This is a genomic window from Marinobacter guineae, from assembly GCF_002744735.1.
Lineage (GTDB): Bacteria > Pseudomonadota > Gammaproteobacteria > Pseudomonadales > Oleiphilaceae > Marinobacter > Marinobacter guineae.
Map to the genome: position 1 here is coordinate 1,039,685 of NZ_KZ319339.1, position 23,943 is coordinate 1,063,627.

The 23,943-nt window shown below is 56.8% G+C and carries 17 protein-coding genes; 7 read left to right on the plus strand and 10 right to left on the minus strand.

Annotation, left to right across the window (positions count from 1 at the left end; all coding sequences use genetic code 11):
* Positions 1 to 71 precede the first annotated feature (71 nt).
* On the plus strand, positions 72 to 926 hold the full coding sequence (asd, locus tag CLH62_RS04735) for an archaetidylserine decarboxylase (RefSeq protein ID WP_099616968.1): 855 nt from the start codon (positions 72 to 74) through the stop codon (positions 924 to 926).
* A 24-nt stretch (positions 927 to 950) separates the two neighbouring features.
* On the opposite strand, the gene epmA is transcribed toward asd, so the two are convergent.
* On the minus strand, positions 951 to 1,919 hold the full coding sequence (gene epmA, locus CLH62_RS04740) for an EF-P lysine aminoacylase EpmA (protein ID WP_099616969.1): 969 nt from the start codon (positions 1,917 to 1,919) through the stop codon (positions 951 to 953).
* A 7-nt stretch (positions 1,920 to 1,926) separates the two neighbouring features.
* Positions 1,927 to 2,502 carry an elongation factor P gene (gene efp / locus CLH62_RS04745; protein ID WP_099616970.1) on the minus strand — a complete coding sequence of 192 codons (576 nt, stop codon included), beginning with the start codon at positions 2,500 to 2,502 and terminating at the stop codon, positions 1,927 to 1,929.
* 45 nt (positions 2,503 to 2,547) lie between these two features.
* On the opposite strand from efp, the gene epmB reads away from it, so the two are divergent.
* From epmB to CLH62_RS04760, 3 genes are all read left to right on the plus strand, one after another.
* A complete protein-coding gene (epmB, locus tag CLH62_RS04750; protein ID WP_099616971.1) occupies positions 2,548 to 3,588 on the plus strand; it encodes an EF-P beta-lysylation protein EpmB in 1,041 nt (346 codons plus the stop codon).
* A gap of 222 nt (positions 3,589 to 3,810) precedes the next feature.
* Complete coding sequence (locus tag CLH62_RS04755; protein WP_099616972.1) at positions 3,811 to 5,640, plus strand: GTPase; 1,830 nt, start codon at positions 3,811 to 3,813, stop codon at positions 5,638 to 5,640.
* 193 nt (positions 5,641 to 5,833) lie between these two features.
* The gene (locus CLH62_RS04760) at positions 5,834 to 7,918 is read left to right on the plus strand and encodes an EAL domain-containing response regulator (RefSeq protein WP_099616973.1); all 2,085 of its coding nucleotides are present in this window, start codon (positions 5,834 to 5,836) and stop codon (positions 7,916 to 7,918) included.
* A gap of 11 nt (positions 7,919 to 7,929) precedes the next feature.
* Here the strand turns inward: CLH62_RS04760 and serB are convergent, their stop codons facing one another.
* Together serB and parC are read right to left on the minus strand one after the other, a co-directional pair.
* Positions 7,930 to 9,162 (minus strand): phosphoserine phosphatase SerB, encoded by a 1,233-nt coding sequence (gene serB, locus CLH62_RS04765; RefSeq protein ID WP_099616974.1) that lies wholly within the window; start codon positions 9,160 to 9,162, stop codon positions 7,930 to 7,932.
* Positions 9,155 to 11,479, minus strand: a complete 2,325-nt coding sequence (parC, locus tag CLH62_RS04770; protein WP_099616975.1) for a DNA topoisomerase IV subunit A — start codon at positions 11,477 to 11,479, stop codon at positions 9,155 to 9,157. The genes serB and parC overlap by 8 nt, the downstream gene beginning before the upstream one ends.
* A 276-nt stretch (positions 11,480 to 11,755) precedes the next feature.
* Here parC and CLH62_RS04775 point away from each other — a divergent pair, with 276 nt between their 5' ends.
* Positions 11,756 to 11,998: a hypothetical protein gene (locus tag CLH62_RS04775; protein WP_099616976.1), complete on the plus strand. Its 243-nt coding sequence runs from the start codon at positions 11,756 to 11,758 to the stop codon at positions 11,996 to 11,998.
* A gap of 127 nt (positions 11,999 to 12,125) precedes the next feature.
* Positions 12,126 to 13,763, plus strand: a complete 1,638-nt coding sequence (locus CLH62_RS04780; protein ID WP_099616977.1) for a methyl-accepting chemotaxis protein — start codon at positions 12,126 to 12,128, stop codon at positions 13,761 to 13,763.
* Positions 13,764 to 13,796: 33 nt separating this feature from the next.
* Here CLH62_RS04780 and CLH62_RS04785 read toward each other — a convergent pair whose 3' ends face one another.
* The gene (locus tag CLH62_RS04785) at positions 13,797 to 14,378 is read right to left on the minus strand and encodes a YceI family protein (protein ID WP_099616978.1); all 582 of its coding nucleotides are present in this window, start codon (positions 14,376 to 14,378) and stop codon (positions 13,797 to 13,799) included.
* Positions 14,379 to 14,450: 72 nt separating this feature from the next.
* On the minus strand, positions 14,451 to 14,996 hold the full coding sequence (locus tag CLH62_RS04790; RefSeq protein WP_099616979.1) for a cytochrome b: 546 nt from the start codon (positions 14,994 to 14,996) through the stop codon (positions 14,451 to 14,453).
* A 535-nt stretch (positions 14,997 to 15,531) separates the two neighbouring features.
* On the opposite strand from CLH62_RS04790, the gene CLH62_RS04795 reads away from it, so the two are divergent.
* Positions 15,532 to 16,815 (plus strand): EAL domain-containing protein, encoded by a 1,284-nt coding sequence (locus CLH62_RS04795; RefSeq protein ID WP_099616980.1) that lies wholly within the window; start codon positions 15,532 to 15,534, stop codon positions 16,813 to 16,815.
* Here the strand turns inward: CLH62_RS04795 and CLH62_RS04800 are convergent.
* The 4 genes from CLH62_RS04800 to CLH62_RS04815 all read right to left on the minus strand — a co-directional run bounded on the left by CLH62_RS04800 (position 16,805) and on the right by CLH62_RS04815 (position 23,823).
* Positions 16,805 to 18,577, minus strand: a complete 1,773-nt coding sequence (locus tag CLH62_RS04800; RefSeq protein WP_099616981.1) for an SLC13 family permease — start codon at positions 18,575 to 18,577, stop codon at positions 16,805 to 16,807. The two genes, CLH62_RS04795 and CLH62_RS04800, sit on opposite strands and share 11 nt — an antisense overlap.
* 95 nt (positions 18,578 to 18,672) lie before the next feature.
* Positions 18,673 to 20,568, minus strand: a complete 1,896-nt coding sequence (gene parE, locus CLH62_RS04805) for a DNA topoisomerase IV subunit B (protein WP_099616982.1) — start codon at positions 20,566 to 20,568, stop codon at positions 18,673 to 18,675.
* 67 nt (positions 20,569 to 20,635) lie between these two features.
* The gene (locus CLH62_RS04810; protein ID WP_099616983.1) at positions 20,636 to 21,112 is read right to left on the minus strand and encodes a protease complex subunit PrcB family protein; all 477 of its coding nucleotides are present in this window, start codon (positions 21,110 to 21,112) and stop codon (positions 20,636 to 20,638) included.
* On the minus strand, positions 21,109 to 23,823 hold the full coding sequence (locus CLH62_RS04815) for a S8 family peptidase (RefSeq protein WP_099616984.1): 2,715 nt from the start codon (positions 23,821 to 23,823) through the stop codon (positions 21,109 to 21,111). The genes CLH62_RS04810 and CLH62_RS04815 overlap by 4 nt, the downstream gene beginning before the upstream one ends.
* Positions 23,824 to 23,943: the final 120 nt, after the last annotated feature.

Sequence of the window (23,943 nt, forward strand, 5' to 3'; positions counted from 1 at the left end):
ATGAAACAATTTCTATACACGTGGCAGTCTTTGGTAAACTTCGCGACTTTGAGCGCAAAGGATCACTTTTAATGTTCGACAAGCTTTTTGTTCTGAGCCAGTACATCACGCCGCAACTGGCGATTTCCCGCCTTGCAGGTCGTCTGGCCGACTACGACCAATCTCCAGCGCTCAAGAACCGGGTGATCAAATGGTTTATCGGCCGATATGGCGTAGACATGAGCGAAGCGGCCGAATCCGATCCGGAGACCTACCCGAGCTTCAACGCTTTCTTTACACGGGCCCTGAAACCCGGCATTCGTCCGTTGGCCGAAGGAGACAAAACACTGATCAGCCCGGTTGATGGCGCAATAAGCCAGCTCGGCAAGGTAACCGGCGACCGGGTCTTCCAGGCCAAGGGCCAGTCCTTCAGCCTGAGCGAACTGCTCGGAGGAGACGAGCAAACCACCAAACCGTTTGCTGGCGGCGAATTCTCCACCATTTATCTGGCGCCAAAAGATTACCATCGAATTCACATGCCCATAGCCGGCACCCTTCGGGAGATGATCCATATTCCGGGCAAGCTGTTCTCGGTAAACCCGGTGACCGCTGAAAACGTCCCCAACCTGTTTGCCCGTAATGAGCGGGTTGTCTGCATCTTCGACACCGAGGCGGGCCCGATGGCCATGGTGCTTGTGGGCGCCATGATTGTCGGCAGTGTTGAAACCCGGTGGGACGGCGTGGTGGTGCCAAGTGGCAATCAGGTTACCGCAACCCGTTACGAGGGCGAACAGGCGATCAGGTTTGCCAAGGGCGAGGAAATGGGCCGGTTCCGGCTGGGTTCGACCGTGATCCTGGTTATGCCCAAGGGAACAGTTACCTGGAACAGTAATCAGGTAGCTGGCAAGACCGTGCGTATGGGCGAAGCCTTTGGCGCACTTTCCTGAACCGGACAACGGCGGTGTTGACCGTCATGCCTGATCAAACGGGAATGCCAGGACCTCTCGTATATCCTCAACGCCCAGCTTGATCATCAGCAGGCGGTCCAGCCCGAGCGCCACTCCGGAACACTCGGGCAACCCCCTCTCCAGCGCTGCAAGAAACGCCTCATCGAGAGCCATTTCCGGGCTCCCGGAACGTCGACGCAGCCTGTTATCCGCTTCGAAGCGGCGGCGTTGTTCCTGCGGATCTGTCAATTCCCAGTAGCCGTTGCAAAGCTCCAGACCGTCGATATAGAGCTCGAACCGGTGCGCGATTTCAAGGCCATCCCACGTGGACACCCGGGCCAGGGAGGCCTGAGAGGCCGGGTAGCCGGTCATGAATGCCGGCCGTTGCCGGCCAAGGTTTGGCTCAACCGCAAAACTCATCAGCAGGTCCAGGCAGCCGTCGCGACTCAAATCCGCCAGCTGTTCCGGCTCCAGCCATTGCTCACAGCGGCGACGCAGTTCGCGGTCGGTGGCCTCAAACGGATCGATATTGGCCCACCGTTCCATCGCCCCCCGGTAATGGATGGTCTCCGGTGGCTGGCATCCGAGCCAGCCACACACAAGGTCTGAAACCTCTGACATCAATGCCACATCGTCAAACCCTTCACGATACCATTCCAGCATCGAGAACTCAGGATTGTGGCGACGCCCCAGCTCGCCATTGCGGAAAACGCGGGACACCTGATAAACCGATCCGAAACCCGCGGCTAGTAGGCGCTTCATGTGGTATTCAGGAGAGGTCTGCAGCCAGCCGCCAGTTCGGGCGCCGGCCGATACGTGCGCCTGAATGCCGTCCAGATTGGGATCGGTAACACCATGCTGCCCGAGAATCGGTGTTTCAACTTCCAACACCCCTCTGTGCGCAAAAAAACCGCGCACGAACGCCAGTTGTTGTGCACGGCTTTTCAAGGCAGCCTGCGAGGCAGAGGGCTGCCAGACAGGTTCGTTGGTCACGTCAGGATTAACTGCTCTTGACCCGGTTGACGTACTCTCCGGAGCGAGTATCGACCTTGAGCACTTCACCGATGGTAATAAACAGAGGCACGTTGACCACGGCACCGGTAGAGAGGGTTGCGGGCTTGGTACCACCCTGTGCCGTGTCACCCTTCATGCCCGGGTCGGTATCGACCACTTCGAGCTCTACGAAATTGGGCGGCGTAACCGACAACGGGGCACCGTTATACAGGGTCACCGTGTAGACATCCTGCTCTTTCAGCCACTTCAGGGTGTCACCAACGGCCTTGGCATCCGCTGGGTACTGCTCGAACGAGCCATCAGTGAGCATGAAATGCCAGAATTCCCCGTCGGTGTAGAGGTATTCCATGTCCTGATCAATCACATCCGCCGCCTCCAGACTTTCGCCGGATTTGAAGGTGCGCTCCCAGACACGGTTGGTCATGAGGTTGCGCAGCTTTACACGGTTAAAGGCCTGCCCCTTTCCGGGTTTTACGAACTCGTTTTCAAGAATGATACAGGGGTCGCCATCGAGCAAAACTTTAAGACCGCCGCGAAATTCGTTGGTAGAATATGAAGCCATGAAATGTCCACCTGACAAAATGCTGTTTAAAATTCAAAGGTCGCTATGATACAGCGAACCCCCGCCCGTATAGAAGCCCACCTTTGTGACCACGAGCAACGCAGCTGGCAGCAACTGCTCTCGGAGTCGGTGACATCGCCTGAGGAGCTGCTCCGGCGGCTGGGACTTCCCGACGACCTGTGGCTTTCCGGCGCACGCCAGGGCCACCGGCTGTTTCCGATTCGGGTGCCGGAACCGTTCCTGGCCCGAATGGAAAAGGGCAATCCGGCCGACCCACTACTCAGGCAGGTCCTGCCACTTGAGAATGAAACCGACCATGTGCCGGGTTTTGTCAGCGATCCCCTGCAGGAGGCGGGCGCCATTCCGGCCACCGGTCTGATCCGCAAGTACCGCAGTCGGGCGTTGCTCATGGTAACAGGCCAGTGCGCGATAAACTGCCGGTACTGCTTTCGGCGGCACTTTCCCTATGACGAACAGCGCCTGAGCCCGAAAGACCGACAACGTGTCATCGACACCCTGGCGGGCAGCCCGGAGGTTAACGAGGTTATACTCAGTGGTGGCGACCCGCTGGCGGTCAATGACCGGCTTCTTGCCCAGTGGGCATCGGCGATCAGTGGCATCCCTCATATCCGCCGACTGCGGCTGCATACCCGCCTGCCCGTGGTGATTCCCCAGAGAGTCTGCGATGAGTTACTGAAGTGGCTGTCAACAACGCCACTGCAAGTGGTTATTGTTCTTCACATCAATCATCCGGCGGAAATCGACACCCCAACCCGCCGGGCACTGGGGTATCTCAGGGTAACCGGTGCAACACTGCTGAACCAGAGTGTTATCCTTCGTGGCGTGAACGATCAAGCTTCGATCCTTGAAGCTCTCAGCGAAACGTTGTTCGAGGCCGGAGTACTACCCTATTATCTACACGCCTTCGATCCGGTGGCCGGCGCGCACCATTACAATGTGCCCGATCAGGAGGCGAAGGAACTGGTGCGTGAGCTGCTGGGAAGGCTGCCTGGTTTCCTGGTTCCAAAGCTTGTACGAGAGGAGCCAGGGATGGATGGCAAGTCCCCGATCAACCTGTTCCCGTGACGCGCTTCTCATAAAAGGCCTTAAAATCACTTGTCAAAGATTGTCAACTCGTGATCTTCTCGCTTTTTGAAACTGGCTTGCTACTTTAAAGTCCAGTAACGTTCAACGATAAAACATGTATTTGCGGCGTTTTCCTGACAGGCCGGTGGGTAGCAAACAACCACCAACTGAGCAGGGCCAACCCCGGAATACCACCTGTGATCCCGATATTGGCATGAATTCATGGAAGGTATGACCCTGAAACCAGATCTCCGTGTTCCCGAACAGAAAACGGCCAGCCTGTCGTTCTGTGACACAACGCCCAAAGCATTCAGGATCTGGACAGACCAGCTGCCGATGGCCAATATCGGTGAGGTTTCACGCCAGCTTTACCATGCCATCATCGAACTGAACCATCTGTTCCTAGCACCGCAGCAACGTATGCAGTTCCTGGAGCTTATCCGGGAAAAAATCCATTTCGTCTGCAACGAACTCGCCAGGCATTATCTGGGCCTGGCCGTGGCACTTCCGGAAAAACAACGGAAGATCGCCAACCTGTCTCAGGCCTTGCAGTTACACCTCGCGAGCGGATACAAGCTTTGCCTTCTCGAGTTTATTGACACTGGTGGTCTGGACAAAAACCGCAGACAGATCGCCAGCGCCGTTCACCGAGCCATCTCTGAGCTGGCAGCAACCATCGTGAGATCCCATCAGCTCTACTGCCCCAGCCCGGCCCAGAGCTGGCTGGAATGCCACCGGCTGTTCCGCTTCGCCCACCGCAACAAGCTCTCGGTGGTGCAGGTGGAAGATGATACTTTGCAGCATCGGCGCACCAGCTCTGTTGCCGACAGCTACAAACGCATTCTTCTGCTTGGCTGTGCCCGGCCCAATCAGCTTCGCCAGTCAGAGCTTTTGCAGGTTTACGAGCTGTTCGAATCCTGGACTGATCACACACATTGCGGGCCAGATATCGGCGAAGACAGCCTGTTTGTAGTCAATATGGAACGGGACAACCCGCCGTTCTACCGCAGTCTGCTTGATCAGAAGCCCGGTGATGAGAGCTTCGGTTTTGACACCAGTGAGCTGTCTGCCATGCTCTCGGATACTCTCCATGCCCGCCGTGAGCACGAGGGGGCCGGTCATGAACTGTCGATTCCGGCGAAAGTCAGCGACACACTGCTGACCCATCTAACTCAGGCGCTGGGCATCCTCGCCAAACGAAACTTCAACCGTATTGCGAGTCAGGGTTCCCTGGAGGTCTGTGTTGGCCTCACAGCCGCGCACTACTTCATCGCCGGCGAAAAAACCTTTACCGAGTTTGTGAATGGCAATGACAATGGTCACCACGAAGAAGAAAACCTCTTCGTGCGCGCCGCGCGACAGAACCAGGATGCCTGGTCGGGAGCGCACGATGCCGCCCCAAGCGAGGAACGACTGCACGCTGCGGATGCGCCCATCAATTTCCGGGGCAGCTATGGCAACTCACAGGCACCCTCCACCGACAAAAACCGGCCGAAATCGCACCAGTCCCTGCTGATCAATACCAGCCCGGGCGGATACTGCGTCGCCTGGGAGAGCACTGTTCCACCCTCGCTTCAGGCAGGCGAAGTGCTTGGCGTCCGGGAACAACGCACCCACCCCTGGAGCGTGGCGGTTGTGCGCTGGATCCGCCAGATCAAGAATCAGGGCACCCAGGTCGGCATTGAGCTGCTGGCTCCCAGCGCATCTCCCTGCGGCGTCCGCCTGATCCAGAAAATCGGTAACAACAGCCAATATCTCCGGGGGCTGTTGTTACCGGAAATCAGCGTGGTCAATCAGTCGGCCACCCTGATTACACCCCGGCTGCCATTTCAGTCGGGCAGCCGCATTTCATTGCTACATGACGGCCGGGAAGATCAGGGCCAGCTGTCTCGGAAGGTTTCGTCCACCGGCAGCATCAGCCAGTTCGAGCTCAAGTTGCAGAACTCTGCGGCACTGAGCACCGGCACCGCTTCTGCATCGGCATCGGCATCGGCATCGGCATCGGCCAGAGCCAGCGAGGATGAATTCGACTCCCTCTGGCCATCATTATAATGTTGCCAAACTGAGACGCCGGAGCCCCGGCGAGGGTTGTTATTGAACCGCAACCCCTGCATCATTCAGCGATAGTGAACGACCGGCCTTGCGACACCCGCAAACCGTTGACTGCAAGTTACTGTATTCAAACAGATCGCAGACTGCTAACGGTGGCCGCCTCCGCCAATGTGTATCACGAGACGTCTTACGAATGCAGAAAAAGAACGCGACCGTACACCTGCTGATTCTTGATCCATCTCAAAATGATGCCGAATCGCTGGTCAGCCTGCTCCGGAATTCAGGCAAGGCCACCAGAGCCCATCGCATCACCTCCGAGGAGGACCTCGAAGAAACTCTGAAAGCGGGTAACTGGGATCTGTTCCTTGCCCGTGATCTGGACGAGGAATTCTCGGCCGACGATGCGCTGGCAATGATCCGCCGGATGGACAAGGACATTCCCTTCATCCTGCTGACAGAACAAGCAAGCCGTGAACGCACGGTCGCGATGATGAAGGCGGGCGCACAGGATACGGTCCCCTTTGAGTACACCGATCTACTTGTGCTCGTGGTCAACCGGGAACTGGCCGCCCTTGAAGAGCGCCGCCGGCGCCGGGTGCTGGAATCCCATCTCAGGGAGGCGGAGCAACGCTGCCAGCTGCTGCTCGAGAGCTCCAAGGATGCCATCGCCTACATCAACGACGGTATGCACATCTACGCCAACCAGTCGTATATGGAGTTCCTTGGCTACGACGATATCGATGATCTGATCTGTATTCCGGTTCTGGACACCCTTACCCCGGAAAGTCAGGACAAATATAAGGGGTTCATGAAGTCCTTCGCTGAAAAGGCCGAGGATGGCATGACCATGAACTGCACGGCACGGCGCAGTGACGACCACGAACTGAATGTCACCATGTCGGTATCCGCGGCTACCTACGACGGCGAGACCTGCACCCAGATTGTGCTGCAACCGGAACACAGCGATGCGGAACTCGAAGAAAAGCTGCGCCAGATAAGCAGCCAGGACCTACTGACTGGTCTTTATAACCGTCAGTACCTGATGGACGCGCTCGCCGAAGCAATCTCCAATGCCGGCAAGAATAACGAAACCGGAGCGCTTGCCTATATCGCTCTGGATAACTTCATGAGCATGAAGAGCCAGGTGGGCATATCCGGCGCCGACCTGCTGCTTGGCGATCTTGCCAACCTGCTCAAGGAGCAGGCCGGAGACGACCTGGCACTCGCAAGGTTGAGTGATGACGCCTTCAGCCTCCTGTGCCAGCCCTGCGATGAAAAAACCATGGCTGATCACGCCGAGCGCATCCGCAAGGCAGTTGAAGACCATCTGTTTGATATCAATGGCCGCACCGTTCAGCTCACTCTGAGTATCGGGGTTGCCGCGATTACCGAGAACTCGCCCAAAGCCGAAGAGCTGATGGCCCGGGCCCATACCGCATCGGCGGAAGTCCGCAAGCTGGAAGGCCATGCCCAGGGCAACGGTGTCGTACTCTATAACCCGGCGGATTTTGAAACGCTGGATGAGAGCAATTCAGTGGAGGCCATTCAGAAAGCCCTGGAAGAGAACCGCTTCCGGCTGCTGTTCCAGCCGATCATCAACCTGCGCGGAGAAGGCGAGGAGCATTACGAAGCCTTCGTGCGGATGCTGGAGAAGGACGATAAGGAAGTCTCGCCTTACGATTTCCTGCCTCCGACGGGGCCAAGCGATACTGCCATCAAGATTGACCGCTGGGTGATCCTACAGACCATCAAGCAACTTTCCAGCCACCGTTCCCGGGGCCACGATACCCGACTGTTCCTGAACGTGACAGCGGAAACCTTGCAGGACAAGACCTTCACACCCTGGTTGAGCGTTGCACTGAAGGCCGCTCGCCTGCCAGGCGAGTCCCTGATCTTCCAGATCCGGGAAGGGGACGCGAACAACTACATGAAACAGGCCAGAGACTTCACCAAGGCCGTTCATGAACTCCACTGCAAGGTCTCGATTTCGCAATTTGGCTGCGCCCTGAACCCGTTCAACACGCTCAAACATATCGATACTGACTATGTGAAGATTGATGGCTCTTTTACGGAAGAGATCCAGAAGAGCGACAAAGCCAAGGAGCAGGTGAAGGAGATGGTCAAAAGCCTGCAGAATAACGGCAAGCTGACCATCATACCGCTGGTGGAAAATGCGGGTGTTCTGGCAACCCTCTGGCAGGCAGGTGTCAACTACATCCAGGGCTATTACCTGCAGGCCCCGGTTCCGGAAATGAACTACGACTTCGGCGACAACTGAGCCGGACCGGCTCAGAAGTCCGCCTGATCGAGACCCTGATTGGTTTCACTTTCCCGGAAACCAATCAGATACAGGATCGCATCCAGCCCCAGTGTCGAGATGGAGTGGCGGGCCGACTCCTTCACCAGGGGCTTGGCCCGGAACGCAACACCCAGCCCGGCCTGGCTCAGCATCGGGAGGTCGTTGGCGCCATCGCCCACCGCAATAACCTGCTCCCTGGAGATGTGTTCCTTTTCAGCAATTTCCAGCAACAGTTCGGCTTTGCGTTTGCCATCGACGATCTGCCCGGCGACCCGGCCGGTTACCTTCCCGTTCTCGATCTCAAGCTCATTGGCATAGATATAGTCGATACCCAGCTTGCGCTGCAGATGGCGGGCAAAATAGGTGAACCCGCCCGACAGAATCGCTGTCCGGTAACCCAGGGCCTTGAGGCTGAGAATCAGGTGTTCCGCCCCTTCGGTCATGCGCAAACGGTTGGCAATACCTTCCAGTACTGACTCATCCAGCCCTTTGAGAAGCGACAGGCGCTCGGCAAAGCTCTGGCTGAAATCCAGCTCGCCCTGCATGGCCCTTTCGGTGATTTCCGCCACCTGCTCACCAACCCCGGCTTCCATGGCCAGCTCATCGATCACCTCCGCCTCGATCAGCGTCGAATCCATATCGAAGACCACCAGGCGACGGTTGCGCCGAAAAATCGAATCCTCCTGGAAGGCGATATCCACATTCATTTCACCGGCAATATGAAGGAAGTCCGCGCGCAATTGCTCAAGATCCGAAGGGGTGCCACGAACCGAGAACTCCACGCAGGCAATCCGGTTATCGGAGGCATTCAGTGAGGGCCTCGCAGAAAGCCTGGTGATATTGTCGATGTTCAGCCCATGGCGAGCGGTAATGGCCGATACCCGGGCGATCTGTTCAGCCTTGATGTCCCGGGACAGCAAGGTCACGATGTAGCAGGCGCGATTCCGGGCCGCCGCCCAGGACTGGTATTCCTCGACGGTGATCGGCGCAAACCGCACCTGCAAATCAAGGGCGTGGAGCCGGAACAGCAGATCGCGAATGACCGGTGAGGATTTCGATTCGTCCGGAATATCAATCAGGATACCCCAGGTGAGATGATCGTGAATCACCGCCTGGCCGATATCGAGAATCCGCACATCATAGCGGCCCATGATGCCGGTGATTTCCGACGTCAGGCCAGGCTTGTCCCGCCCGGAAACATTGATCAGTACCAGCTCACTCACTTTCGGGCCTCTCCTTTTCAGAGCTCTCACGTTCAGAACTCTCCTCTTCCCGGGCCCGGGCGGCGGAAGGAATCACCTCAATGGCATCGACCCGCTGCAGGCCCCGGGGCAGTTTGTGGCCACGACGGCCACGCTCACCGAGGTAATGTTCGAGGTCGCTGAAGTGCAACCCCATCTTGCGTTTTCCGGCCTGGATCTCAAGCTGGTCATCCTCGGCGAATACCGCAATCGAGACCACATATTCTTCCCGGTTCTGAACCCGTGCAGACGGTATGCTGATGATCTTGTTGCCCTTGCCCTTGGCCAGCTCCGGCAACTCACTTAGCGGGAACACCAGCATCCGCCCCTCGTTGGACACCGCTCCCAGATACAGCGTTTTTTCGGTAGCCGGTATGATTACCGGAGGCAGGATCTTTGCCCCCTTGGGAACGCTCACCACTGCCTTGCCGTTGCGATTTTTACTGAGCATGTCGTTCAGCGACGTCACAAAGCCATAGCCGCCGTCAGTGACTAACAAGGTCTTGCGAGATGGATCCCCCATCAACAACCCCGAGAACGTGGCACCGGAAGGCGGATTGATCCGACCGGTCAAAGGCTCGCCTTGCCCCCTGGCCGACGGTAGGCTGTGGGCCATCAGCGAATAGGCACGCCCGGTGGAATCCAGGAAAATTGCCTGTTGGTTTGTGCGCCCCCTGGCCGCCAACGCAAAACGGTCGCCGGCCTTGTAGCTGAGGCCTTCGGGCTCGATGTCATGGCCCTTGGCGGCACGAACCCAGCCTTTATCGGACAGCACCACGGTGACTGGATCGTTCGAGATAAGATCCAGTTCACTGAAGGCCCGGGCTTCCTCTCGCTCAACAATCGGAGAGCGACGGTCGTCACCAAAGGTTTCTGCGTCCGTCTCCAACTCGTTCTTGATCAGTTCCCTCAGACGGTCTTCGGAGCCAAGAATCGATTGAAGTTCGTCCCGTTCTGCAGACAACTCGTCCTGCTCACCGCGGATTTTCATCTCCTCAAGCTTGGCCAGGTGGCGCAGTTTGAGCTCAAGGATGGCTTCGGCCTGATCTGGAGACAAGCCGAAGCGAGACATCAGTTCGACTTTGGGCTTGTCCTCGGTACGGATTATCTCAATAACCTCATCGATATTGAGGTAGGCGATCAACAAACCTTCGAGCAGGTGCAGGCGCGCCAGAACCTTGTCGAGGCGGTGCTGAAGGCGACGGATAACGGTGGTCCGGCGGAACGTCAACCACTCGGTCAGAATCTGGTGCAGCCCTTTGACTCCGGGCCGGCCGTCATTGCCGATCACATTAATGTTGACTCGGTAGGTCTTCTCAAGATCAGTGCTGGCAAACAGGTGGGCCATCAGGCCATCGAGATCCACCCGGTTGGAGCGGGGCACAACAACCAGACGGGTCGGGTTTTCGTGGTCCGATTCATCGCGGAGGTCTGCCACCATCGGCAGCTTTTTAGTCTGCATCTGATGGGCAATCTGCTCCAGCACCCGGGCACCGGAAACCTGGTGCGGAAGGTCGGTGACCACGATCTCGCCGCTTTCCCGAATCCAGCGGGCACGCATGCGTAGTGAACCGCGGCCGGTCTCATACATCTGCCGGATATCCTTGCGCGGGGTAATAATCTCAGCAAAGGTGGGGAAATCCGGCCCCTTGATGTGTTCGCAGAGCTCATCCACGGTTGCATCCGGCTGGTCCAGCAAGCGGATGCAGGCGGCGGTGACTTCCCGCACATTGTGGGGCGGGATATCAGTGGCCATACCGACGGCAATACCGGTTGTGCCGTTCAGGAGCACGTGAGGCAGCCTGGCAGGCAGCACTGACGGCTCATCCATGGTGCCATCGAAATTAGGCACCCAGTCTACTGTGCCCTGGGCGAGCTCGCCGAGCAACGCTTCGGCAAAAGGCGCCAGACGGGATTCGGTATAACGCATGGCGGCAAAAGATTTGGGATCATCCGGCGAACCCCAGTTACCCTGCCCGTCTACCAGTGGGTAACGATAGGAGAACGGCTGCGCCATCAGTACCATGGCTTCATAACAGGCGCTGTCACCATGGGGGTGGAACTTACCCAACACGTCACCCACAGTTCTGGCAGATTTCTTGTACTTGGACGTGGATTTCAGCCCCAGTTCGGACATCGCGTAGACAATCCGACGCTGTACCGGTTTAAGCCCGTCACCAACATTGGGAAGCGCCCGGTCAAGAATGACGTACATGGAATAGTCGAGATAGGCCTTTTCCGTGTAATCCCGGAGCGCTACCCGCTCAAAGCCTTCATCCGTTGTCTGAAACTCTGGCATGGATGCCTCTTTTGCCTGTATTACCTGATTTGAATAACGCCAGTGATGCTACTCCCCGTGCCCGAAATAATCACCGGGCAGCGGCAGCTGCACATTATATGGAGCACGGCGCCGATACACCAACAACCTGCGGATTTAATGGCCAAAACCAGTGATCTGTCCCACTGGGGGCTGATTCCAATAGCGGAATTCCCGCATGGAGAGTCTGTAAGGTGCGCCGTATGCTCGCTGACATTGAATAGAAGACCGTTTTACTCATCTGACAAGCGGAACACTATGAAGCCCAATATCAAAGCCTGCGGGCAAGCCATGGCCACGGCCCTGGTAAATGCAGTTCTGGCAGTAGCGCTGATGCTCCTCGTGGAGTTTGCGATCAGTGGCAGCTTCCAGGTCCCCGAGCCCTATCTCTGGGCGGGTTTGCTGATCTGGCTGGTCATCTTTGCGGGACAGTTCTGGCGCCAGCGCCACTTATGCAAGTCCTGTGAGTCAACAGGGCAATCACCTGATCCCTCCCGCTAAGCCGCCATACTCCCGGAATTAACTGGCTTTCTTTGACCGGGAGCAACCCTTCTGTTTTTAGTCATGACAAATTGTCCCCCGGTGTTATGCTTGCCAATAATCCAGCACAGCAAACCGGGAGGTCTGCATGGAATTTGGCAAGCATCTGGGACTTCGTGTAAAAATCGCCTTACCTTTCGTCATCACGTCAATCGCCCTGATTATCATAGGCCTGTTCGCAGTCAGCACCGTCCGGAACCTGGTTTCAGACACGGATAATATTGCCGACACCTACCTGCCCTCGGTCAGCGAAATCCTTAACGGCGACAGGGACCTCTACCAGGCACTGGTTGCCCAAATGGCATATCTGGATGCAAGTTCCAATAGCGAGGACGGTGCTGACAATCTAAAAAGTTTTGATGAAAACACCCAGCAGGCCCGGAACCGCTTCAAACAGGCTGTTGACCGGCTCCAGGGCACCGGTGTCGCCGACATTGCCCGTGGCTTCGACTCAGCCTTTGACCGCTGGCTAGCTTCTGCCCGGCGCACCCTCGAACTGGCCGGCAATGGCAACCCGGATGAGGCCAGAATGCTCGCGGCCAGCGAAACCAGTCAACTGTTCGACAACCTGCGAGGCTTCTATGATGAAGTCGGAGCCCATGCCGACAGCCGAGCCCAGACCCGGGCTTCCGATTCATCCTCTGAAGGCCAGGCCAGCTCACTGACCATACTACTGATTACAGTGGTTGCGATTGTCGTCAGCATTCTTCTGTTTGCCATGTTCCTGAAGATGATCATCAGATCGATCACTGCGCTCAGAACTCAGCTCGACAATATTGCCCAGGGCGAAGGTGACCTCACCCAACGCATTCCGGTCGAAATCGATGACGACCTCGGCAAACTTGCCCGGAGCTTCAACCTGGTGCTCGAAAACCTGCAGTCGATGATTGGTTCCATACAGCAGTTGACCCGAGAGCTGGGTACCGGAGCCACCGATCTTGCCAGAGCCGCCAAAGAAAACAACGACGGAGTAACCCGTCAAACGGATTCGATTGCCATGGTGGCCACGGCCATCAACGAAATGCAGAGCGCGATAGAAGAAGTAGCGGGAAATGCCTCAAGGGCGGCAGAAATCACCCGGGACGCGGAACAAAAGGGCAAGAACGGTGCCCGAATTATTCGCAGCTCCTCCGAGCAGGTGCACAGGCTGGCGGCCCAGATTTCCAAAGCGGTGGAAGTCATACGTAAGCTTTCCGATGATTCCGACAACATCACTTCAGTTCTGGACGTGATACGGGGAATTGCCGAGCAGACCAATCTTCTTGCACTGAATGCGGCCATCGAAGCGGCACGGGCCGGCGATCAGGGGCGGGGTTTTGCAGTTGTCGCCGATGAAGTAAGGACCCTGGCCCAGCGTACCGGGCAGTCGACCGAAGATATACAGACGATGATCACCGCGTTGCAGACCGGCGTCGCCGACATTGTGTCAGTGATGGAGACCGGCAGCCGGGAGGCGACGGAAACTGAAAAACTGGCAACCGAGGCTGAACGGGAATTGAACGGCATCCTTGAGGCCATGGCGAACATCGCGGATGTGAATACCAGCGTCGCTTCTGCCACTGAGGAGCAGACTCAGGTAGTGGATGAAATCAACAGGAGCATTACAGAAATCAACGATCTGGCCGCCGAGGGCGTCAGTCGGTCGCGGGACATTGACGGAATCAGCGAATCCCTCGAGGGCTATGCCCGGGAACTCGAAAACCAGACAGGCAGGTTCCGGGTATAAACCCGGAACCTGTCTTGGCAGGATCAGCCAGGCTTACTGCCGGATACCTTCGACAGAAATGATCATCTCAACAGTCTCGGAGGCCTTTCCAAGATCCATCGGGATTCCGAAATCTTTCAGACGGAGTTCGGTTTCAGCTTCAAAGCCCATGCGGTAACCGCCCCAAGGGTCTGCACCGTGGCCGACCATTTCGGCATCCAGCGTTATTTCCTTGGTAACGCCACGCAGGGTCAGGTCGCCAATGATGTCAGCTTCACCCCCGTCATCAACCACCACCCGCTTACTCTTGAATGTAGCCTGCGGAAATTCATCAACGTAAAGGAAGTCTTCGCTGCGCAGGTGCTTGTCACGCTCGGCGTGGTTTGAATCAACGCTGCTGGTGTCGATGGTGACATTAACAGAGCTGTTTTCCGGGTTTTCCGCGTCGTACACGAACTGACCGTCGAAATCATTGAATCGGCCATAGAGCCAGCTGAAACCAAGATGTGAAATCTTGAAGGTGATGAATTGATGGGTGCCTTTGGTATCAAACGCGTAGGTGCCACTGTGCTCATCGGCATAGGCTGCGCCTGCGAGTGCCATCGAGATGGCGGAAGCAAGCAGAACTTTTTTCATGGTTATCTCCCTTATTTCATTGGTGCCCGACTCCCGGGCGTTACACGAATTCAGATTCGGGTTGCGCGATCGCTACTTCCCCAGCATACGACGGAGTGTCTGGTCGCGATCAATAAAGTGGTGCTTGAGAGCGCCAGCTGCATGGACCAGGGCAAGACCGATGATGGCCCAGGTAGTCCAATAGTGAACAGTCCCGGCGATATCTTCCATTCCCTTTATCTGACCGGTCACCGACGGTACTTCAAACCACCCAAAGACACTGATGGAAGAGCCGTCGGCAGTTGAGATCAGGTAACCGCTGGTCATTGCCACAAAGATCAGCACATAGAGCAGTGCGTGTGCCAGATGAGCGCTGCGAACTTCCCAGCGCTTATGGCCTGCCAGCGATGCTGGCGATTTATTCAGTCCTTTCCAGATAACCCGGAAAACCATGACCGTCAGGAGCAGGATGCCAACACTGCGGTGAATGTCCGGGGCTTTTTTGTACCAGTCATGGTAATAGGTTAAATCCACCATCCAGTACCCGAGTGCGAATAGGCCGAATACCGTCAGGGCAACAAGCCAGTGAATGACGATTGCCACCAAGCCGTAACTGGATGATGTATTGCGGATTTGCATGATAAAAACTGACCTTGATCCCTGATTCTGATTATCTGGCCACAGTTTAGGAATGCGGCTTCACGAAAAAAATCAAAATCTTTTGCTGCCGTGCATCAGATTTTCTGACCAACCTCTCGCTACTTTTGCCTTTGTAACCTTTGTCTTTGGTCGCATACGGGTTTTACGGATTGCTCAAAATTATAGCAACGATAAACTTTAAGCATATTGCAATGCCCCGTCGGGGGCCTCATTGACCGAGAGGACAAGACATGGAATTTGAATTCGACGAAACTGTGGTTGTGCCCAGCAACAACTGATTCTGTGGCGGTCTTACGGGACCGCCAGGCTCTTATATCCGCCCTACCTGACCACAAAAGATACAAACCGTTTCCAGTTTCTACATGAAACAGTGGTAATAAACGCGTTTTTTTGGCAATCTTCCTCCCAACTATCAGTAACTTCAGACTTTTCAGAAATACCCGTACTGATACGTGACAGTTCAGGCGTCTGACTCTGGCGGCTGATGCGTTCGCTTAATTAACCAGAATCGTCTATGTCGAAACGCCTCCCTGAAAAGCTGACGGCTCCGGAAGTGGAACTGTTATCCCCTATGCTGAACAGGGAAGGTGACACATGGACCGCTGATTTCAGAGGACTTAAGCTCAGAACGGCGCTTCAACCCATTTACAGCATTTCCCACAAGCGGATTGTCGGCTATGAGGCACTTATCCGAGCCTTTGACAACGACAACTCAGCAGTACTCCCGCTACACCTGTTTCAGCTTCCCGATTCCGCCGCAGAGAATCTGCTGTTGGACCGACTCTGCCGGTACCTTCATATACGCAACTACAGTGGCATCAGTGACCAGCTGAACTGGCTGTTTCTGAACGTGTCGCCGCAGGTGGTCACCAGCGGCAGCCAGGCAGATTCTTTTTTTGGTCAGCTCCTTGCCAAAACCGGCCTCCCTCCGCACCGCATTGTGATGGAGATTGTGGAGCAGCCAACAGACGACGCTGAAAGACTTCGGGAAACAGTCGCCTATTACAAAAAACTGGGTTGTCTCACCGCCATCGACGACTTTGGTGCCGGCCATTCCAACTTTGAACGGATCTGGAATCTGTCGCCCGATATCGTGAAGCTGGACCGGAAACTGCTGACCCGGGCAACAGAAGATCACAAGGCCCGCCAGATTCTCAACGGGATTGTGTCACTGCTGCATCAGTCCGGCTGCCTGGTGCTGCTGGAAGGCGTGGAAACCCGTGACCAGGCGATGATCGCCATTGATGCGGGTGTCGACTTTGTTCAGGGTTTCTATTTCCGAAAGCCAAGCACGGACCTGAACCAGCTTGCCCACGCGCCTGCGGATTTCGACCAACTGCTGCAGGAATACAAAACCCGCAACCAGGTCACCCTGGACCCGACACGGCAACTGGTGGAGTTTTTCAGTGGCTTTTTCGATCACGCTATCACCAAGTTGCGAAACGGTCTTGGCATGGACGACGCCTGCCTGAATCTGCTGAACCATCCGGCAGTGTCGAGGTGCTATCTCGTGGATGACAAGGGCGTACAGATTGATGACACGCTGGTGTCCGACACTGTCACCCGCAGTCTTGATCCGCGCTTCAAACCCCTGGAGAGCACCAGCAGTGCTGACTGGTTCCGCCAGCAGTATCTGCGTCAGGCACTGGCTCAGCCTGAAAACCTGCATGTAACGGCACCCTATTTGTGCGTCACCGGTGCCTACATGTGTGTAACGCTGTCGCTAGGCTACTACCAGGATGGAAAGCTGCAGGTATTGTGCTGCGACATCCTCGCCAACCCTGTAGCTACGGATTAATTCCGTACACGATGGCGATGACTGCGACTGTCACAATGCCGATAAACACATTCATTGGCACCCCGACACGAACAAAATCACCAAACCGATAACCGCCGGGACCGAACACCATCATGTTGGTCTGGTAACCCAATGGCGTGGCAAAGCTCGCCGACGCGGCCATCATTACGGCGATCACAAACGGCTCTGGTGCAACGCCCATACTGCCAGTCATGGACAGCACAACCGGAATAATCAGCACCGCTGCGGCGTTATTGGTGATCACTTCCGTCAGCACCGACACGGCAAAATAGACCAGAAAGATTGTGAGTAATACGTGTCCCTGGCTGAGTTCCAGGATGCCTTCGGCGACAAATCTTGCCGCGCCGGTCTGTTCCAGCGCCGCACCCATCGCAAAAGAAGCGGCTATGGTGAGAATCACCGGCACATCCACCGATTTCTGGGCCTGACCGACCGAACAGCAGCCAGACAGAATCATCAGCGCCGCGCCCAGCAATGCCGCGTTCAGCATGCTCAGGATGCCGCAGGCTGCCAGGCCAACCAGAACGAACAGGATCCCCCAGGACAACCAGGCGCGATCGTGCCGGGGGGTTTCAGTTTCCAGGTCATTGATCAGCAGAAAATCCTTGTTGTAACGCTGGCGACTGACAAACGCGGGCCGGGCCTCCAGCAACAGTACGTCACCCGGCTTCAGGCGAATGTTGCCCAGATTGCCCGATACCCGCTCACCGCCCCGGGCAACAGCCAGAACCACCGCACCATACCGATCCCGGAAACGGGCATCCCGGATGGTTAGCCCAAGCACATCGGACTGGGGCGACAAGGCCGCCTCGACCAGGCGCCGCTCTGCCCTGTCTTTGCTCAGGCTCGGTTCGTCTTCATGGACAGAAGGCACGATGCCGTTGATCCGCAGAAGGTCCGAGATGGCCTGGGTATCACCGGCGAACACCAGGCGATCACCACCCCTGAGCCGCTCCTCGGACGGCACCGCTGTTACCACGCTGCCATCACGCTCAATCTCAACCAGATAAAGCCGTTCCAGCTCCCGGAGTCCGGCTTCGCCAACGCTTTTGCCTACTAGTGGGCCGTCGAACGATACCGCCACCTCCAGCGTGAACTCCCGCATGGAGCCGAATTTCTGCTGATCCTTGCGATCAGGAAGCGCTCTGGGCATAAACAGCAGCAACGCCGCCACACCAATGATTGCGACGGGCAGCCCCACGGCAGTAATAGAGAAGATCGAGAAGCCCTGTTCGCCAGTCAGCTGCTGGTATTGGCCATTAACTACGAGGTTGGTGCTGGTACCAATCAGCGTAAGAGTGCCACCGAGAATCGCCGAATAGCTGAGGGGAATCATTAGCTTGGACGGCGATATACCAATTTTTCTGGACCAGGCATGAACGGCCGGAATCATGGTGGCCACAACAGGGGTGTTGTTAAGGAAACCGCTAAGAAGAGCAACCGGCAGCGCAATCCGCGCCTGGGCCGAGCGAACCGTTTTTGGGTTTCGGAGCAGGTGATGAACCAGCAGGTCCACGCCACCGGAGTGATGGATGCCAGACGCTACCACGAACATGGCGACAACGGTGATAAGACCACTGTTACTGAAACCCGCCAGGGCCTGATCGGCAGAAACGATACCACTGGCACTGAGTACCACGAGCACCCCCATCATCACCAGATGGGGCGCAAATCGCCCTGCACTCATCAGCAACAACGCAGTGCCTGCGAGGCCCAGCGCAAACCAACCTTGCCAGTCCATCAACGGTTCTTCCCGATCAGAAAACTGGCAGGATAAAGGGTTTGCAGAATACTTAGAAAGAATAAAGGATGCTTTTTATAGCACCTTAAGGAATATCAGACCGCGATATCCGCCATGTTGCCGTAGGCTTCCAGCCATGCCCTGCGATCGGACGCGCGCTTCTTGCCGAGCAGCATATCCATGCGGCTGTCGGTGTCGTCACCGTCTTCTATGGTCAGCATCACCAGGCGCCGGGTATCGGGCGCCATAGTGGTTTCACGAAGCTGCAGCGGATTCATTTCACCAAGACCCTTGAAGCGGGTTACTGAAATCTTGCCCTTGCGTTTCTCCGCTGCAATGCGGTCGATAATGCCCTGCTTTTCGTGCTCATCCAGGGCATAGAAGGTTTCCTTGCCCAAATCCACCCGATACAGGGGTGGCATGGCAACGAAGATGTGACCCGCGGCAACCACCGGGCGGAAGTGTTTTACGAACAGTGCGCACAGCAGCGTGGCGATGTGCAGGCCGTCAGAATCGGCATCCGCGAGGATGCAAACCTTGTTATAGCGGAGGCCTTCAAGTTTATCGGATCCGGGATCCACGCCAATGGCTACTGCAATATCATGCACTTCCTGGGACGCCAGGATCTCTCCCGAGTCCACCTCCCAGGTATTCAGGATCTTGCCCCGCAACGGCATCACCGCCTGAAATTCACGATCCCTGGCCTGTTTTGCGGAGCCACCGGCTGAGTCACCCTCCACCAGAAACAGCTCCGAACGGGCGGTATCGCTGCCGGAGCAGTCCGCCAGTTTGCCAGGCAAAGCCGGACCGGATGTTACCCGTTTACGCGCCACCTTTTTGCTGGCCCGCAGACGTCGCTGGGCATTATTGATAAACAGCTCTGCCAGCGCTTCCGCCACGTCGGTGTGCTGATTCAGCCAGAGACTGAAAGCGTCCTTGACCACGCCGGAGATAAACGCGGCCGCCTCCCTGGAGGAAAGCCGCTCCTTGGTCTGCCCGGAAAACTGCGGCTCCTGCATCTTGAAGGAAAGGACATAGGCCGCCCGCTCCCAGATATCCTCGGGGGAGAGTTTCACACCACGAGGTAACAGGCTGCGGAATTCACAGAACTCACGCATGGCTTCGAGCAGGCCGGTGCGCAGGCCATTGACATGAGTCCCGCCCTGAGCAGTGGGAATCAGGTTCACATAGCTTTCCATGACCGCTTCACCGCCTTCCGGCAGCCATTGAATCGCCCAGTCTACGGCTTCCTTGTTACCCGAAAAGCTGCCGGTGAACGGTTCCAGTGGCACCGCTTCAATGTCGGCCAGTGCAGTTAGCAGGTAATCCCGCAAACCGCCTTCATAACACCATTCATCTTTTTCGCCGGTCTTTTCCTGCAGGAAGGTCACTGTCAGACCGGGGCACAATACGGCTTTTGCGCGCAGGTTATGGCGCAGCCGGCTGACGGAAAAATTGGGGCTGTCAAAGTATGTCACGTCGGGCGTGAACTTCAGGCGGGTACCGGTGTTGCGCTTGCCCACCGTGTCGATCACTTCCAGCTCAGAGGCCTTCTCGCCATTGGCAAAGGTCATCCGGTGCAACTGGCCATCCCGCTTGATGGTGATTTCCAGGTGTGTGGACAGGGCGTTCACTACGGAGACACCCACACCGTGAAGGCCACCGGAGAAGTTGTAGTTACCCTGGGAGAACTTGCCACCAGCATGGAGGCGGGTCAGGATCAGCTCAACACCCGACAGGCCCTCTTCTTTATGAAGGTCCACCGGCATCCCCCGGCCATCATCCTCAACGCTGAGAGAGCCATCACTGTATAGCACCACATCAATACGCCGGGCGTAGCCCGCCAATGCCTCATCCACACTGTTATCAATCACTTCCTGTGCCAGGTGATTGGGCCGACTGGTGTCTGTGTACATCCCGGGGCGCTTGCGCACCGGATCCAGGCCACTCAGTACTTCAATAGCATCGGCGTTATATTGTTGCTGGCTCATGGGCAGGAACTGACTCCGCGATAGATATGAAAAACTGAGCCCTAGCTTAGGGATTCGTGAAGAAAGATCAACGGTTGTTTTCGGCGCGGGTGATCTGGATATCGTTCCAGCCTTCGGCGGCTACTGCTATCACCGCGCACGGGGTTGTCAGGGCCTGGGTGACCATTGTGCCGGGTGCAGGTTCGGTAACCCTGATGGTGAGCTGTAGGGTTCCATCGGCAATTTCCGAGCTCTCCAGTGTCACTCCGAAGCCACCGGTTGGCTTTTGCCCAATGGAGGCCAGCACAATATGTTCTCGCTGATAATCAATATCCCTGAGCGACTGAAGTGAAAGGGTGCGCGCCGGCAGCGCCTCAAGACGTGCCAAGTCCTCCAGAGTGCCGATATGGAGATATCCGGGCGCAGTCATACCGCAATGGGCCGACTGGGCAACCTGTCTGGCCAGGGGCGCGCCGGCATCGGTCTCGGTCTGGCTGACAGCACAGCCGGCACTCAGGACTCCGGCCGCTATCAGACTGCTTCGAATCAGGGGTTTCACGTTCATGGAATCTGGATCGCCTTTACGCTGGTCGACTGACTTCCAGCCTGCTCTGACAGTAACCGGTAACCCACGAAATCCGGCCTGGGCAGAAAGTCTGGTGAATTCACAGACAGGGCCGGTCTGGAATAGCTGGTGGTCATCCGGAGTCCGGTAACCAGTTGATTCTCGCGCACTTCAATTATCTGCCGCAAACCGGCAACCGGGTACTCGGCGCAGGCCTCACCGGCGTGACAAATCAGGCCATCATTATCGAGGTCCGTTCCCGCAACCAGGAAATACTCGCCCGGAGGCACTTCGTTCTGGAGTTGCGGCGCCTGGCCATCATCCGGGAGAAACTCGAACTGATATTGGCCTTCGTTTACCGTGGCAACCGTCTGACCAACAGTTACAAAGGTATCGCCCTGAGGTTCAGGCTCAACCAGCAGGACAAAATGCCGGCCGGCGTCCCGGGCCTGTTGGTCGGTGATCTGCTGGCCTATCACGGGGATGGCCAGCCTTTTCTCTCCTTCTGATCCCGTTTCGTAGGTGACAATAAAACTTCCTCTTGATGACAGTCCAGTCTCAAGATTCTCCGGAATCAGTGCTAGCTCTAATTCAGCGACTGGATTCTCCGAATCCACGGCAAGCGGAAGTGTTTCAGACCCTCGTGATACAAAAAACCAGTCATCTGAAGCTGAAACACCAGTAATGCGAACAGCACTGTCTCCCAGCCGTGAAAATTCGACAGTCTCGGGCGAAGAAACCCCCGCTTCCACGGCAAGGTTCACCACCGCTGGCGATGCTGTGAGCAATTCCGGCGGTGATCCAGAAAGCACAGCTTGAATGGCTTTGCCTGCGTCCAGAAGGCCATAGCCCAACTGATCAGTCCGGTTACAACCCGCTTCACAGGGAGGTAGCGTCAAGTCCCCGTTTATGAGGTAGCCATCAATGTTCCCTGAGTTCAGCGCCGGCCTGACCTCTTTCATCAGGGCCAGCACGCCGGACACATGAGGCGCCGCCATGGACGTTCCCTGCAACCCACGATAGACCGCCTGCAACTGCCCATCCACTACCGCTGCACTGGTACTGCTGACCAGATCGCCCTGGCCATCACCATTGCCGTCGCGACTGGCATCGCCGCCCGGCGCGGCAAGATCAATCGTGCTACCAAAGTTCGAATAAGATGAAAGGCTGCCGGCACCGTCCACGGCGCTGACCGAGAATACGTTTTCCAACGCGGCCGGACAGGATGGCTCGCTGGTGGCCGAGTTGCCGGCTGCGGCAACGTAAATAATGCCTTTTTCCACGCCTTGATTGATAAGCTGCTGAAGCGTGCCCGCAACACCCGGGTCACCACAGGGAAGACCCCCGAGACTCAGGTTAACGACGTCTGCGGACGGCCTGGCCTGATCGCCCAACACCCACTGCATGCCCTCAAGCAGATCACTGAGCGTGCCAGAACCGCCCTCTCCCAAAACTCGCACCGCCATCAGGTTGGATCCGAAAGCAACACCGGCGCCGCCAATGCCATTGACTGCCGCCGCTACGGTGCCCGCAACATGAGTCCCGTGGTAGACACTGCCACCCACAGCATTTCCCGGATCGGCGGGAAAGTCATCGCCGTCTACGGCGTCGAAGCCGGCGATGACATTGGCCGTCAGGTCCGGATGCCACTGCCCGCCATCCCTGAACAAGCCAGTATCCAGGACCGCAACGTTGACATCCGAGCCACCACCAGGGGCAAGCTGCCAGGCTACCGGGCCGTTGATCAGGGCGTAATGCCACTGCTGGCCAAGGACGCTGCTCGGATAAAGGGGCTCATCCACCGGCGAGGCAAAGGCCTGGGTCTTATAGTTTGGAGATGCGTGGCGGATGGCGGGGTCGTCTCTCAGGCTCCGGATCCAGGCAAGAGTCTGTTCTGCGGGGCTACTCTGACTCAACGCGGCCACTGCGGCGGGGCGCCGGACCGTCCAGAGGCCGGGGGCAATCTGGCGCCCTGGTGCCATCAGCGCACTGGCTGGAAGCCCGTTGCCCCTGACCCCTGGATCGCGCAGGGAAACAATCGCCTCATCCTGAACGAATTCGTGTCTTGGCCAGTCGTAAGCGGTCGCGGTGGGTGTTTCCGTTCTCGACGAAGACAGGATGTACAACATGGGCGGAGCACCAAGTGCAGTCACCGACAGGGTATAATCACCTGACTGTTCGCTGTCGAGCGCAATGGTGACGGGCGACCCATTACCGGGCGCTGTCTTTTCGGCGAGAATTGTGCCATCAGGCGCTTCAACAGTTAGCCGAAGATCGGACGCTGTTCCAAGCCTCGTGGCAAAGCTCTGCAGGGTCAGTTCCAGACCTGCCTGCAGCGACGAGACGTACCGATCCTCTGGGTCAGGAAAGTACTGGAAAGGGTCAGACCCTGTATAAATCGACGGATAATCACGGACCTGCGTAGTGTCGCTGACATATCCCGCCAGAATAAACTCAGGCGGCAATAGCTGGGCCGAGGTCAGCGGGGCACGGCCAAGCAGCGCATCTGCATTATCCGCATCAACCCGTGTTCCCGCCTCTATGTCGATGGTTCCAGCCAGAGCGACTGGAGCTGGCAGGTCACCACTGCCGGAGCCTCCACCACACCCGACCACAGCCAGGCCAAGCGCCATGGATATGCACATTCTCCCAAGGTTACCGGGAACCGACGCCAGCACCATAAACAACACTCCCCAAATTTCCCTCAGCATAACCCATCCCAACCGAGGTGTTATTTACTGAGTGTTAACCGTTACGCGAACCAGTGACTACCGGATGCAAAAAAAACCGCCGGAGGTTACCCCCAGGCGGCTTTCAAACTAGCATCCCCA